General features: G+C 46.3%; 11 protein-coding genes. 8 read left to right on the top strand and 3 right to left on the bottom strand.

The genetic code is table 11. The features are described from left to right. The first annotated feature begins 138 nt into the window (after positions 1-138). The 6 genes from ASL11_RS32080 to ASL11_RS32055 all read left to right on the top strand — a co-directional run bounded on the left by ASL11_RS32080 (position 139) and on the right by ASL11_RS32055 (position 8,225). Entirely contained in the window at positions 139-828 is a 690-nt protein-coding gene (locus ASL11_RS32080) for an ABC transporter ATP-binding protein (RefSeq protein WP_056624236.1), read from the top strand. Next, on the top strand, positions 818-1,858 hold the full coding sequence (locus tag ASL11_RS32075; protein WP_056624733.1) for an efflux RND transporter periplasmic adaptor subunit: 1,041 nt from the start codon (positions 818-820) through the stop codon (positions 1,856-1,858). The genes ASL11_RS32080 and ASL11_RS32075 overlap by 11 nt, the downstream gene beginning before the upstream one ends. Before the next feature lie 64 nt (positions 1,859-1,922). Beyond that, positions 1,923-4,796 (top strand): ABC transporter permease, encoded by a 2,874-nt coding sequence (locus tag ASL11_RS32070; RefSeq protein WP_056624233.1) that lies wholly within the window; start codon positions 1,923-1,925, stop codon positions 4,794-4,796. 2 nt (positions 4,797-4,798) lie between these two features. Then, positions 4,799-5,683 carry an ABC transporter ATP-binding protein gene (locus ASL11_RS32065; RefSeq protein WP_056624229.1) on the top strand — a complete coding sequence of 295 codons (885 nt, stop codon included), beginning with the start codon at positions 4,799-4,801 and terminating at the stop codon, positions 5,681-5,683. A 177-nt stretch (positions 5,684-5,860) separates the two neighbouring features. Continuing rightward, positions 5,861-7,156: a homocysteine synthase gene (locus ASL11_RS32060; RefSeq protein WP_056624226.1), complete on the top strand. Its 1,296-nt coding sequence runs from the start codon at positions 5,861-5,863 to the stop codon at positions 7,154-7,156. A gap of 178 nt (positions 7,157-7,334) precedes the next feature. Further along, on the top strand, positions 7,335-8,225 hold the full coding sequence (locus ASL11_RS32055; RefSeq protein WP_235550642.1) for a M15 family metallopeptidase: 891 nt from the start codon (positions 7,335-7,337) through the stop codon (positions 8,223-8,225). A gap of 60 nt (positions 8,226-8,285) precedes the next feature. On the opposite strand, the gene namA is transcribed toward ASL11_RS32055, so the two are convergent. Beyond that, positions 8,286-9,290 carry an NADPH dehydrogenase NamA gene (gene namA, locus ASL11_RS32050; RefSeq protein ID WP_056624223.1) on the bottom strand — a complete coding sequence of 335 codons (1,005 nt, stop codon included), beginning with the start codon at positions 9,288-9,290 and terminating at the stop codon, positions 8,286-8,288. Between the two features lie 249 nt (positions 9,291-9,539). On the opposite strand from namA, the gene ASL11_RS32045 reads away from it, so the two are divergent. After that, positions 9,540-10,556 carry a Gfo/Idh/MocA family protein gene (locus tag ASL11_RS32045; RefSeq protein ID WP_056624220.1) on the top strand — a complete coding sequence of 339 codons (1,017 nt, stop codon included), beginning with the start codon at positions 9,540-9,542 and terminating at the stop codon, positions 10,554-10,556. A 40-nt stretch (positions 10,557-10,596) separates the two neighbouring features. Continuing rightward, a complete protein-coding gene (locus tag ASL11_RS32040; protein ID WP_056624216.1) occupies positions 10,597-11,565 on the top strand; it encodes a helix-turn-helix domain-containing protein in 969 nt (322 codons plus the stop codon). Positions 11,566-11,898: 333 nt separating this feature from the next. Here ASL11_RS32040 and mtnA read toward each other — a convergent pair whose 3' ends face one another. Both mtnA and mtnK read right to left on the bottom strand, forming a co-directional pair. Next, complete coding sequence (mtnA, locus tag ASL11_RS32035) at positions 11,899-12,996, bottom strand: S-methyl-5-thioribose-1-phosphate isomerase (RefSeq protein ID WP_056624213.1); 1,098 nt, start codon at positions 12,994-12,996, stop codon at positions 11,899-11,901. Beyond that, positions 12,993-14,213, bottom strand: a complete 1,221-nt coding sequence (mtnK, locus tag ASL11_RS32030) for an S-methyl-5-thioribose kinase (protein ID WP_056624210.1) — start codon at positions 14,211-14,213, stop codon at positions 12,993-12,995. Before mtnK ends, mtnA begins: the two co-directional genes overlap by 4 nt. Positions 14,214-14,256: the final 43 nt, after the last annotated feature.

Genomic DNA, 14,256 nt, shown 5'->3' with positions numbered 1-14,256 from the left:
CTAAGTTAGTATGGACTCACAAAAACGAACAAACAGACACCTTTTCCAACAAAGGCAGTCTGTTTATTTATTATGTAAAGGTTTACATTTATAGAGAAGATGCAGGATTAGCGTAAAGATGAGGTGTTCACTTTGACTATGCAGGACAATCAGGTGCCTATGGTGCAAGCCATTGGTGTAACACGTGTGTTTGGAAAGGGGTCAGGAGCGGTTCATGCCTTGCGCGGAGCGAATCTCTCGATCCCCAGAGGCAGACTTGTGGCTTTGCGTGGAAGATCAGGGTCAGGGAAAACAACGTTACTTAACATCATAGGTGCCTTGGATCATCCTTCCGAAGGTGCAGTTTACTTGGAAGGGATGGAGATCAGCACACTCTCTGAATCCAAGCGAAATGAACTCAGACGGAAGCAAATCGGGCTTATTTTCCAATCGTTTGCCTTAGTGCCGTATATGTCCGCTTACGAAAATGTAGAGTTTGGTTTGCGCATATCGGGTGTACCTCCCAGTCAATTTAGGACTCTTGCTGAAGAGGCGCTGCAATTCGTGGGGTTAAAGGCGAGAATGAAACATCGACCCTATGAGCTTTCTGGCGGAGAACAACAGCGAGTTGCCATAGCAAGAGCGATTGCTCATAAGCCTAAGCTGATTCTGGCAGACGAGCCTACGGCCGAGTTAGATAGTCGAATGGGGCTTCAGATTCTCAAACTATTCAAGGATTTGGTGAAGGAAGGGATGACCATAATTTTGACCACGCATGATCTGGCGATTATGGAAATTGTAGATGAAGTTTATGCATTGGAGGATGGTTCCATTGTCGATGAAGGTTAATACAATCGCATCAAGGCTTGTGCTACTAGCAGGTGCCCTTTTCATACTTGCTGGCTGTTCGTTGCTGCCCAAAGAAGAAGAAGCGTTGAAGCCGCCATTGGTGAAGCCCGTCAAAGAAAACTTTGAGCTGTATGAAGTGAAGAAAGGCTCCATCACGAGGAAAGTCAGTGCGATGGCGACACTAAGATCAAGCAAAACGACTAATTATTTTTTTAAAGAATCGGGTCACCGACTTGCTGGATTACGTGTCAAATCTGGGGATATCGTGAAGCAGGGGGATGTGCTTGCGGAACTAGAGCAAGGTGATTTAGAAACAAAAATTGCTTTGCAGAAATTGAATTTGGAGAAGGCTCAGATCGCTTATACGCAAGTTAGGATGACCTCGAGTTCGTCGGATCAAGAGTTGTCTATACGTCTGAAGGCCATCGATGTGGAAGCAGCACAGCTGCAGCTTGCTAACTTGCAAGCTGAATTGGCCAAAACCAAATTAACGGCTGAAGCCGGAGGCATAGTTACGTACGTGACGGATGCTCAACAAGGAAATATGGTGGATGCTTACAGCACACTAGTCGTTGTTTCAGATCCGAGTAAGCTGCAGTTATTTTATGAAGCACCAGACAGTGGGACGCTAACAGGGATTGAAGTGGGGATGAACGTGGAAGTGAAGTTCGGATCTAATGGAAGTGTGGTGCCAGGCAAAGTGCTGCAGACCCCTTCAAGTGCGCCTCGAACCGATAATAAGCAGATAGCTGAGCGTAATGCCAAAACGATCATAGTAGGGATTCCAGAAGGCACAGCTGGCGCAGAGATCGGGGCATCTGGTGATATGACAATCATCGTAGAGAAACGTGATAACATCCTGATAATTCCAAGAACAGGTCTCCGCTCTTATCTAGGTCGAGATTATGTGCAAGTACTGAATGGCGAGAGCCGCAAAGAAGTCGATGTCGAGAAAGGGCTTGTCTCCGCTACGGAAGTAGAAATCCGAACGGGGCTAACGGAAGGCCAGAACGTCATTTTAAATAATTAGCACACTTGAAGGATAATGTTTACGATACTAGTTTTGCTAAAGCAAAACTTTTAGGAGGATTACAATGGCTTTATTACTGATGATTCTCCGCAAAATGGCAAAGAACCGTTGGTTAGAGCTAAGTTTATTACTAGGGTTAATTATTTCTGTCGCCCTTGCGAGCTCCATGCCGATTTATACGCATGCCATTTTGCAACGTATGTTGATCAAAGACTTGGAAGTTCAACAAACGAATACACAGAAGTATCCAGGACTTGTAGCGAACCAAGCTTACTTTGGCAAAGCCAAAGAAGGTGATAAACGATTAGCAGAAACGGATGCACTCATGACCGCAATGAGTAAGCGCTTTGATTTACCGATTCTGCTTTCTACGGTAACCAGGGGTACCAAGACGTATAAACTTACACCTAGCGATCCAAGTAAATTAGATCCCAAGGTAAATAGGTATGGCGAAATCGCTGCCATGACCGATTTGGAAAAGCATATTCGTCTTGTTGATGGCGTCATGCCTTCGACAAAGCCTGTGAACGGCGTTTATGAGACTTGGGTATTTCCAGAGTTGTTGACGAAACAGAAAATCGTATTAGGTAATGAACTCACCATGGTGGACGATGATTTGAAGAGCACGATTCGAATTAAACCGGTTGCCGTGATTGATCGGGCAGATTTCACTGACCTGTATTGGACGAATACGATGAAGGATCTGAATTCAAGATTTTTCATTCCGTCGGCCTTATTCGAACAAGATTTTACGAAAAGCAGTAATTTCATGGATCAGTTTTCATACTGGAATATCGTCTTGGATTATCATCAATTGAAGTTAGAGGGTATTGACACCTTTATCGCGACTCAGAAGGAAATGGACGACTATTTTAGTCGGAACTTAGAAACATACACATCCAGTAATATAACGGTACTCACCTTGCAATCCTATGGGGAGAAAGAGAAAAAGCTCCGTATCCTACTATGGTCATTGAATGTGCCCGTCTGTATTTTACTTGCTTTCTATTTATTTATGGTTGCGAATTTGATTACCGATCGGCAGAAAACTGAAATCGCTGTGTTACGAAGCCGAGGTGCAAGCCGAGCTCAGATCATGATTGGGTATGTGATCGAAGGTATTTTACTAGGTGGAGTTGCTTTATTAATTGGTCCTTTTGTAGGGCTGGAATTAACGAAAGTCTTGGGTGCTTCGAATGGTTTTCTGTCGTTCGTTCAGCGTGCAGCTATTGAAGTAAAGCTAGGTCAGGAGGCTTACCAATACGGATTGATTGCAGTGATTGTTTCGGTTGGTATGGTTCTCATTCCTGCCGTACTCGCGACACGAGTGAGCATAGTGGGTCATAAACAAACAATCGCGAGGAAGAATAAGCTTTCTTTTGTCCATAAAATATATCTAGACGTCGTCTTATTGATTGTGTCCATGTATCTCTTGCAAAGCTTTAAGCGACGGATGGATGATTTAAATGCTCTAGGGTTAGATTCTCTGGACATGAAGGTTGATCCGCTTTTATTTGTTGTCCCAGCCTTTTTCATATTCGCTATGGGGCTCTTTCTGCTCAGGATCTATCCTTGGATCATTAAACTGATCTATGCAGTCGGTCGAAAATGGTGGCCGCCCTACTTATATTCAACGCTGTTGCAAGTGGGGAGATCAACGACCCAATATCAATTCATCATGTTATTTATTATTATGACATTGGCAACGGGTATTTTTAGCGCGAGTGCAGCAAGAACGATGAATAAGAATGTGGAAGAGAAGATTCAGTATAAGAATGGTTCGGACATCGTCTTGCAAACCGCATGGGATAATGATGCACCACCTCCACAGTCAGGTCCGCCAGGATTCGATAGTGGAGAGAAACCTCAAGGCAGCGAAGGTGGGGGGAAGAAACGCGTCCAATACGTAGAACCGCCGTTCATGCCGTTCACACAATTGACCGGTGTAGAGTCAGCGGCAAGGGTATTTAAGAAAGAAGATGCGTATATTTCCATTGGCAAAGATACGAAAAAGACGACACTCATGGGGATTGATACCGATGATTTCGGTCGAACAGCCTGGTTCCGTGATCAGTTATTAGATCATCATTTCTATGACTATCTGAACGTGTTGGCGACGGATTCCAAAGCAGTTCTGATTTCTAGGTCCATCGCGGAGGAAACGGGAGCCAAAGTGGGAGACGTCATTCGAATCGGATGGAGTGATGTGGAAGGCGCTACATCGGTGATCTACGGCATCATTGATTATTGGCCTAGCTGGAATCCGAATCCGATCTTAACGGCCTCATCGAGTTCAGGAAGCAAAACAAATGCACCGAAGCTCGTCATCGGACATCTTTCTTTTATCCAAAATAATTTAGCTGTAGAGCCTTATGATGTGTGGCTAAAGCTGAAGCCAGATATGACTAGTCAAGCCTTATATGAGTCATTAGAGCAGAAGCGCTTGTCAGTCACACGTCTAGTTGATACGAATATGATGGTGATTCGGTCGAAAAACGATCCCTTCCAACTAGCAGTGAATGGTGTTATGACGCTTGGATTCCTTATCGCGATTGGCATCAGCTTCATTGGATTTCTCCTATATTGGTTACTCTCGTTGTATGGCCAGATCCTACAATTCGGTGTGCTTCGTGCCATGGGAATTTCCTATAGACAGTTGATCGGAATGCTAGTCGCTGAACAGCTTCTAACGTCGGGAGCCGGCGTGCTGATCGGTATGATTACGGGGAATGTGGCTAGCCGCTTGTTCGTTCCTTTATTCCAGTTAACATTCGATTCGTCAAGCCAAGTGCCACCTTTTCAAGTCAGCTTTGATCCGAAAGATCAGCTTCATTTGTATATGATCGTTACAATCATGATCGGGCTTGGATTACTGCTGCTCGGCACGATGCTCTCCAGAATTAAGATTCATCAAGCCGTTAAGCTTGGGGAGGATTAGGTATGATACATTGTGAGAATTTAGTTAAAATTTATAAAGCGGCTGATCTTGAAGTTGTTGCGCTGCAAGGTCTTGATCTTCATATTCAAGAAGGTGAATTGATGGCCATTATCGGCAATAGCGGCAGTGGGAAATCGACGCTGCTCAATATGCTGGGAGGGTTGGATCGACCTTCAGCAGGTAATCTGAGTGTGGATGGGAAGGATTTATTGAAGTTTAAAGAGTCCGATTTGGTCAAATATAAGCGGGAAACCGTTGGCTTCGTATGGCAAAATAATGCCCGTAACCTGATTCCCTATTTGACGGCACTCGAAAATGTAGAATTGCCCATTCTGTTGCAGGGACGGCGTAAGCGCTATCGTGCTATGGACTTATTGGAAGCTGTAGGCTTGAGTCATCGGAGAAATAACAAGCTTAATGAACTTTCTGGCGGTGAACAGCAGCGTGTGGCGATCGCGATTGCACTGGCTAATCAGCCTAGGCTTTTGCTCGCGGACGAACCGACCGGATCTGTCGATACGAAAATGGCGAATCAGATCCTTGATCTGTTTCGAGAGCTGAATCGCAGCTTCGGTCTGACCGTCGTGATCGTTACGCATGATCCTCTTCTGGCGAAGAAGGTAGACCGTGTAGTTGCGATTCGTGACGGCAAAACCTCCTCTGAGATATTACGACGCAAATCCTATCAGGAAGAATTACTGGAGCTGGAGCAGGGGATTATTTCGTCAGAGGAGGATTCCCATGTTGAATATGCGGTCGTCGACAAAGCTGGCAGATTGCAAATTCCGGCTAATTATCTGGAATCCATAGGTGCTGCGGGGACGAATAAAATGCGTGTAGAACTGGAAAATGGACGCATTATACTACTCCCGCAGGACAAAACGTGAGAAATGTCCGTAATCGAAATTCGTTTCGATTGCGGGCTTTTACATATTGGAAATTCTTGTGTTGACTTTAGGTAGAATATTCCTTTAAACTTATATCATACTATTTTAGTAGGAATTAAGTTAGTTATTATTTCTTTGGTGGATCCACAATGAATCATTATCCTAGGAGGCATGTTCATGTCAAATTCGGAACGTAAACATTTACCAGAAACACTAGCGATTCACGCAGGTCAAAAGGTTGACCCTGCGACTAATTCACGAGCGGTTCCTATCTATCAAACGACGTCGTATGTGTTCAACGACACCGAGCATGCTGCGAATTTATTTGCACTGAAGGAATTTGGCAATATCTATACACGGATTATGAATCCAACGACAGATGTATTTGAGCAACGTATTGCTGCACTGGAAGGTGCGCCTGCCGCGCTTGCGGTGGCGTCCGGTCAAGCAGCTATCACGTTTTCGATTCTGAACATTGCCGAAGTTGGTGATGAAATCGTATCTGCTTCGGCATTATATGGCGGGACTTATAATTTATTTGCTAATACATTGCCTAAATTAGGGATTAAAGTGAAGTTCGTTGATGCAAGTAATCCTGATAATTTCCGAGCTGCGATTACGGAGAAAACAAAAGCCATCTATGCTGAATCGATTGGCAATCCCAAAGGGGATGTTTTAGACATTGAAGCTGTAGCGGCGATTGCGCATGAAAATGGCATTCCGCTAATCGTAGATAATACGTTCCCAAGTCCGTATCTGCTCAGACCGATCGAGCATGGCGCTGATATTGTGGTGCACTCTGCGACCAAGTTTATCGGAGGTCACGGTACGACTATCGGTGGGGTTATTGTCGACGGAGGGAAGTTCGATTGGGCAGCAAGCGGCAAATTCCCAGGTTTGACGACACCAGACCCGAGTTATAATGGTGTTGTTTATACGGAAGCGGTCGGTTCGATAGCTTATATTATCAAGGCACGCGTGCAATTATTGAGAGATTTGGGAGCGTCCTTGTCCCCGAATAGTTCATTCTTATTATTACAAGGCTTAGAAACGCTGCATCTTCGTCTTGAGCGTCACAGCTCCAATGCGTTGAAGGTAGCTCAATATTTAGAAGCACATGAGTCCGTGGAGTGGGTAAGCTATGCTGGTTTAGAAAGCCACCCGACGTATTCACTGGCTAAGAAATACTTACCGAAAGGTCAAGGCGCCATATTGAGCTTTGGCATTAAAGGTGGCATCGAAGCGGGCAAAAAGCTGATACATGCTGTAGAGCTATTCTCTCATTTGGCCAATGTGGGAGACTCCAAATCCTTAATTATTCACCCTGCAAGCACGACACATTCGCAATTAAATGAGCAGGAACAAGCATCAGCTGGTGTATCTCCTGGACTTATTCGTCTATCCGTTGGAACAGAAGCGATTGAGGATATTATTTATGATTTGGAACAAGCCATCGTGGCTAGTCAGAAGTAAACTTGAAACGTTAACCCGTTCCGCATAAAATATGAGAAGGCTGCGATTTAGGAGCTCAACCTAAATGCAGCCTTTTTTGTTGAGCTAAAATAATAGCGAGCATGAAACTTTTTTATCCAAATCGCGGTCTATTACTTTGAAAAGCTTTTTCAACCTCTAGGAGGCATGACGACACGAAATGAAAGGACTAATGAAAACCAACATGAAAATCAAAATGAATGTATCCATTGCCATTCTCTTGGCGTTAACTATTGTGGCAGGTTGTGGGAGTAAGAACGAAGGAGCCTCTACGATTACTCCAAGCCCAACACCTACAGCTAGTGTGACAACAAGCCCCACGGTTTCACCAAGTGTAGGAACGACACCTACGACATCAGCGACTACTTCACCTGCGGCTACAGCTACAGTGAAGCCATCGTCGAATCCTGTGACTTCACCTGCTGCAAGCCCTACGCCAACTAAGAATGGTGCGATTCAAGTGATTGCCAAACCAGAAAGTATTACAGTTCTCGTCAATAAGATGAACTCGCTGCCTTCCAGCTATGAGCCGACAGATCTTGTCTATCCGAACATTGCCTTTACATTTTCCGAAAAAATTGATAAGCGCAAAATGCGCCAAGCCGCAGCAACTGCTATAGAGAAGCTATTCGCTGGAGCGGCAAAGGATGGTGTTCCGTTAGCAGGTGTTTCTGCGTATCGTTCGTATGCCACACAGAAATCCCTTTTTGAAGCTTATGTGAAAAAAGACGGGGAAGAAAAAGCTAAAACCTACAGCGCTGTACCTGGAACTAGTGAGCATGAAACAGGGCTTGCCATCGACGTCACCGGCAGCAATGGGAAATGCGCAGCTGCGGATTGTTTTGGTGGAACGAAAGAAGCGATTTGGTTAGAGAAGCACGCGGGTGAGTATGGTTTTATTATCCGCTACCCACAGGGGAAAGCTGCCATTACGGGCTATCAATATGAGCCATGGCATTTACGATATGTGGGAGCCGACATTGCGCAGGAAATCCAGTCGAAGAACTTGACGATGGAAGAGTATTATCACACTGTTGCAGTCTCCAAATAAACGTATGCCAGAAATCCCGCTGGACGTGTGAAGTCCAAGCGGGATTTTTATGCTTTGGTATTACCATCCTCGTTGATAAGGTCCCGGTGGTGCGAGTTCGACGCGTAAGTCACGGGCGGCTGATCTTGCCCAATAAGGATCACGCAACAGCACTCTGCCTAGAAAAATAAGATCAGCGCGATTATTCTGAAGAATCTCTTCTGCTTGTTGCGGCTCCGTGATGAGCCCGACTGCACCTACAGGGATCTCAACTTTGGTACGAATTTCTTCGGCGAAAGGCACTTGGTAGCCTGGGAAAAAGTTCGGAACGATCGGTGCATTGCCACCGGAGCTGACATCGATCAGATGGACGCCAAGTTCTTTGAGCTGAGTCGCGAAATAGATATGATCCTGCGGTGTAAGTCCGCCTTCCACATACTCATGAGCCGAAATACGGACAAACAGGGGACCACTCCACCGCGTTTGAATAGCCTGAACCGTTTCACGCAAAAAGCGGAATCGTCCCTCTTGATCACCACCGTACGCATCTTGACGATGATTCGAGTAGGGAGATAGGAATTCATTAATGAGATAGCCATGCGCCGCATGTATTTCTATCACGTCAAAACCCGCTTGCTTGGCACGGTCAGCTGCATCAGCGAACGCTTGGATCGTATCCTGAATGTCCGTGAGTGTTGCTTCCTCAGGTGTTTTGAATGTTTCTGAGAAGGGGATGGCAGATGGGGCTATAATCGGCGTATCCAGGACGGCTTTTCTGCCTGCGTGGGCGAGCTGAATGCCTGCATGAGAGCCATGATTATGGATGGACGTGACAACACGCTTTAATCCATCGATATGTGCGTCATCCCAGATCCCTAAATCACGCGTTGAAATCCGTCCTTGTGCAGTAACTGCTGTTGCTTCAAATGTGATAAGTCCCACTTGGCCAACAGCTCTTGTAGCGTAATGAATATGATGCCAATCCTTGATTTCACCGGATTCATCCGATGCATACATACACATAGGTGACATCACGATACGATTCTTCAAGGTTAGGCCGGCAATGGTGTAGGGTGTAAATAACATGCAAAATCAACTCCTTACAAAGGATAGAAATAATCATTCAATTGTATACTATTCCTGTTGGAATTATCAACTTTAAGTTTCTGATTGAAAAGGCTTGACGTACTAGACATTTTATCCTAATCTTCGAGTAAGCTAATAAAGATATACATGTCGTAATTTTGCACCTCCATCTGTCACGAATTCGAAATTTATCCGCTTTCATGCCCGTGATACAATGAACCCAAGTCACTTATTTGGAGGTCATTCAGGATGAAAGTAGCAATGTTGAGTTTCTGGCATGTACATGCAAAGGATTATGCGAAACAGGTAAACGAGCACCCGGATACAGAGATCGTTGCGATTTGGGACGAGATTGCAGAAAGAGGACAGCAAGAGGCTGAAACACGCGGTGTGGCTTTCTACGCAAGTCTTGAAGAGTTACTAGCCAATCCAGAAATCGAAGCCGTTGTTGTAGATACTCCAACCAACCTTCACCGAGATGTCATCATCGCTGCTGCACGGGCAGGTAAACATATTTTTACAGAGAAAGTCATTGCTCCTACGCTTCACGAAGTGAATGAGATCCTCGCAGCTGTTGAGGAAGCAGGCGTGACCTTAACGGTTTCCTTACCGCGTTTGAATTCACCATCAACACTTGCTATTCAAGATATCGTTGCTAAAGAGTTATTAGGTCAAATCACGCTTGTGCGTACACGACTCTCTCATAATGGTGGAATTTCGACGACAGCGAATCCGAATGGCTGGCTTCCGCAGCATTTCTATAATGCCGAGCAATGTGGTGGCGGAGCACTCATCGATCTTGGCTGTCATCCGATGTATCTCAATCGTCTATTGCTAGGTCTACCAGTCGCTGTAAGCGCTTCTTATGGCTATGTGACGGGAAGAGAAGTGGAAGATAATGCCGTATCATTGCTCCAATATGAGAATGGTGCGTTGGGTATCGTTGAAGCAGGTTTTGTGAATGCTTTCTCGCCTTTCGTTATTGAAGTACATGGCACAGAAGGCAGTGTATTATACTCAGAGCAAGATGGCCGTGTCATGCTGCGTACGAACAAGCTGGAAGAAGCGACAGGACAATGGGTGGCTTACGAAGCTATACCAGAGGCAAAGCCAACTGCGTTTGACCAATGGGTTGCTCATATTCAAAATGGTACCAAAGCTACCGAAAATATCGGATTGGCTGTAGACTTAACGAAGCTAATGGAAGCTTCCAATCTATCTGTGGCTAGCAAAAGCCAAGTACGATTGGATTCACTGACCAACTAATACTAATCGTCAAATCTGGAAAGGAAGCGGTGTTTCCCCTATGAGTCAACCCTTTTACTTCGAACCTATGTTAGAAAATCCGATGGCGTTAGATCGCCTGGAATTAAGCTTCCGTTGGGGAGCATACGGAATTCGAGTATTGCGTTGTCATCTGACTTCCTTTCCAGCTGGAGCCATCGTAAATTATCATCAGCATTCCGAATACGAGATTCACTATATCCCTTACGGCAAGGGAAGCGTAATTCTAGATGGGATTACACATCCACTCCACGAAGGACTGCTCTACGTCACAGCACCTGGTGTCATTCATCGGCAGGAAGCAGATGAGCATGAAGCGATGGGCGAGCTATGTCTACACGTGGATATTGTGAAACTATCAGATAAAGAAGAAGCAGGATCCTCAGCGTTGTCCTCCTCTGGTTGGGGAGAGGAATGGGAGATGGCAGAAGCCGAAGCGTGCATTGGACAGCTTGGTGAGCTACCGCATACGCCAGCAGTGGATCGCCATGAAGCGATGAAATGCTTCCTCGTCGCTTACGAAGCGTGGCGAAACAATCAATTAGGTCAGTACACGGTTATTAAACAGTCCATTATCCAGATGCTGTTAAGAACCGTTAGTGCGTATAAACCGGAACAGCAGGGCGTTAATCTGCCAGCCCGTGATATGAAGAACTATCGTTATCAGATGGCCGTTCAATTCATTACAGACAATTTCCGTCGTCCCCTGACCTTGGAGGGGGTAGCTGAGCGTGTGCAGATCAGTTCTAGGCAGCTACAACGGATTTTCAAGGAGAAGGCCAATGTTTCCTTCAGTGAATTCTTGGAGCAAATTCGCCTTAAATTCGTATGCAGCGAGCTGCAGCAGACTACGTTGACACTGGAGAAAATAGCCGAGCGCAGCGGCTTCACGTCCAGCAATTACTTGCACTACGTATTCAAGAAGGCGCACGGCACAACGCCTAATGCCTACCGCGAGAATACAATGCTTCAACACGTGAGCACGATGTAAACCCAAAAAAGAGCTGTCCGTAAAGTAGAGAATCTACTTCTGGATAGCTCTGTTTGTTTTGCTCTAGCTACTCCAACCACCGCAAATCAGCAATCCCCCCAGCCGCCACTAGCACCCTACTAACTGGAAAACATACAGCTATTTCGAACCAATTTCGCACTTTGAACCGAATAACTGGAAAAACTCCAGCTATTTTCAGGCTTTCTCCGCATAAGAAGCAGATAGCCGGAATTTAACTGGAGTTTTTCCTTCTAAGCTCATAGTTTAGCTGAAGCTGATGAATTTAACTGGAGCTTTTCCAGTTAAACACATCACTTTCATCCCAACAAAGATCTATTCGAAAAGCTTACGCAGGTTTTCGCCATAAGGTGCCTGAACGATGCCTTTTTCCGTGATAATCGCGGTTACATACTCATTCGGCGTCACATCGAAGGCCGGATTGAACACTTTCACGCCAACAGGCGCTGTGCGTTTGCCAAAACCTTGCGTGATCTCGTCCTCATGGCGCTCCTCGATCGGAATATCGCCGCCAGTCGGCGTGTTCAAGTCGATCGTGGACAGCGGACTTGCCACATAGAATGGGATGCCATGCGCCTTCGCCAGCACTGCTACACTATAGGTGCCGATTTTGTTGGCGACATCGCCGTTCGCCGCAACGCGGTCCGTTCCGACGATGACCGCTTGAATCCAGCCCTTCGCCATGACCGCACCGGCCATGTTGTCGCAGATCAGCGTGACGTCTACGCCAGCCTGCTGCAGTTCAAAAGCCGTGAGCCGCGCGCCTTGCAGCACGGGCCGTGTTTCATCGGCGAACACTTTGATGTTCAGCCCTTGTTCCTTCGCCAAGTAAAACGGCGCTAACGCCGTGCCGTACTTGGCAGTAGCCAAACCGCCGGCGTTGCAGTGCGTCAGCACGCCGAACCCATCCTCGAACAGCGTGAGCGCATGTTCGCCAATACGGCGGTTGGTGTCTTCGTCCTCCGCCTGAATCACTTGCGCTTCTGTTAGAAGCGCAGCCTTGAACGCATCCGGGCTAACGCCCTCGGCTGCCAAAGCACTTGCTCTCGCACGCATGCGATCGAGCGCCCAGAACAAGTTCACCGCTGTCGGACGTGACGTCGCCAGGTAATCCGCTTGCTTCTGGACTTCTTCCAGAAGCCCATCAACAGCAGCATCCACACCGCGGATGCCGAGATATACCCCATACGCGGCGGCGATCCCAATCGCAGGTGCGCCGCGAACTTTCAAGTGCCGAATCGCTTCCCACACCTCAATCGGTGTCTCCAGCGGTAAATACACAATCTCCTCCGGCAGCAGTCGTTGATCCAGCAAATCCAGCTGCTGGCCGTTCCAACGCAAGGATTGCAAAGCACCATGCACTTCATTTTCAACACTTACGTTGCTTCCATTTACATCATTCGTAGTCGTCATAGTACAAAACCTCTTTCTGCTGCTCGTGTTGCGATTGCGATTAGCTCATCAATCGTCGTAACCTGACGGTTAGCTCGAATGCTCGCTGTGCCGATCGTTAAAGCCATGCGCTGAGCGCGTTCTCTTGCTGCAGCATCTTCGATTTTATCGATATCAGCGACATGGGCAAGGCCCACTACGCGACGGACCATTTTGGCTCCTGCGAATCCAACTGTATCGCGCAACAAGTTTAACAAGAAGTAATCTTGGTAACCTGGAGCAGTAAATACACGGTCAACGCCTTGCTCATTCCATAGGGCACGGAAATTTTCTTCAAAATGCGTCCATACATCCTTAATGGTTTGTGTTAAATAAGCACGGAAAGCGGAACGGCTTTCTTCATCCTTACTCCAACCTTCTTGTGCAGCAAAGTTAAGTAGGAGGTTGGCGAGAACAGCACCAATATCGAAGCCCATCGGACCATAGTAGGCAAATTCAGGGTCTATCACTTTCGTAGAATCGGGTTTGATGAAAATGCTGCCCGTATGCAAATCGCCATGAAGCAGGGCTTGTGCTGAAGTGAGGAACTTATTGCGCAAAATCGCAACTTCGAAGTGAAGTTCACTATCTGCCCAAAGCTGCTCTGCTGCATCGCGGATCGCTGCTTCAATATTGTTCGTTTCCGCATCCCGATACGGATCATCGAAGATCAAATCTTCCGTGATTTTGCAAAGTTCAGGGTTGATGAAACGTCCCAGCTGAATCTTTTTCTCTTGTTGATTTTTGCCTAAGTCGGATGTAAAGAACAATGTATTAGCTAGAAAACGCCCGATATGTTCAGCAAAAAGCGGGTATTGGTTACCCTCAATCAACCCTCTACGCATGATGACATGATCGCTCAAATCTTCCATTACTGTAAGCGCTAGGTCTGCATCATAGGCGTACACATGCGGGACTAGGTCTGGCACGAGCCCTTCTTCAATGATCAATGCTTCGCTTTCAATGCGTGCACGATCGAGCGTCAGCGGCCAGGATTCCCCAACAACTTTGGCATATGGAAGAGCTTGTTTCAAAATAATACTTTTTCCTGTAGCAGCCTCTGTTATACGAAATACGAGGTTTAAATTCCCATCCCCAATTTCTTGGCTGGCCAGATCAGAACCTGGTTGAAATAATTGCGGAATACGGCGTGCGTATTCGATGGCTTGCGCTTCCGATAACGGATGATAAGTGGACATGAGTGAACCTCCTAAAAGTTTTCGTCAGAAAACTGACTTCGTA

Source organism: Paenibacillus sp. Soil750 (assembly GCF_001428045.1).
Taxonomy (GTDB): Bacteria; Bacillota; Bacilli; order Paenibacillales; family NBRC-103111; genus Paenibacillus_E; species Paenibacillus_E allorhizoplanae.
Note: the sequence above shows the minus strand (reverse complement) of the source record. Positions and strands in the feature narration are given on the sequence as shown.

Bases quoted from the DNA above. Each gene is read 5' to 3' on its own strand.
- ASL11_RS32080 (WP_056624236.1), top strand. From the start codon at position 139: ATGCAGGACAATCAGGTGCCTATGGTGCAAGCCATTGGTGTAACACGT.
- ASL11_RS32075 (WP_056624733.1), top strand. From the start codon at position 818: ATGAAGGTTAATACAATCGCATCAAGGCTTGTGCTACTAGCAGGTGCC.
- ASL11_RS32070 (WP_056624233.1), top strand. From the start codon at position 1,923: ATGGCTTTATTACTGATGATTCTCCGCAAAATGGCAAAGAACCGTTGG.
- ASL11_RS32065 (WP_056624229.1), top strand. From the start codon at position 4,799: ATGATACATTGTGAGAATTTAGTTAAAATTTATAAAGCGGCTGATCTT.
- ASL11_RS32060 (WP_056624226.1), top strand. From the start codon at position 5,861: ATGTCAAATTCGGAACGTAAACATTTACCAGAAACACTAGCGATTCAC.
- ASL11_RS32055 (WP_235550642.1), top strand. From the start codon at position 7,335: ATGAAAGGACTAATGAAAACCAACATGAAAATCAAAATGAATGTATCC.
- namA (WP_056624223.1), bottom strand. From the start codon at position 9,290: ATGTTATTTACACCCTACACCATTGCCGGCCTAACCTTGAAGAATCGT.
- ASL11_RS32045 (WP_056624220.1), top strand. From the start codon at position 9,540: ATGAAAGTAGCAATGTTGAGTTTCTGGCATGTACATGCAAAGGATTAT.
- ASL11_RS32040 (WP_056624216.1), top strand. From the start codon at position 10,597: ATGAGTCAACCCTTTTACTTCGAACCTATGTTAGAAAATCCGATGGCG.
- mtnA (WP_056624213.1), bottom strand. From the start codon at position 12,996: ATGACGACTACGAATGATGTAAATGGAAGCAACGTAAGTGTTGAAAAT.
- mtnK (WP_056624210.1), bottom strand. From the start codon at position 14,213: ATGTCCACTTATCATCCGTTATCGGAAGCGCAAGCCATCGAATACGCA.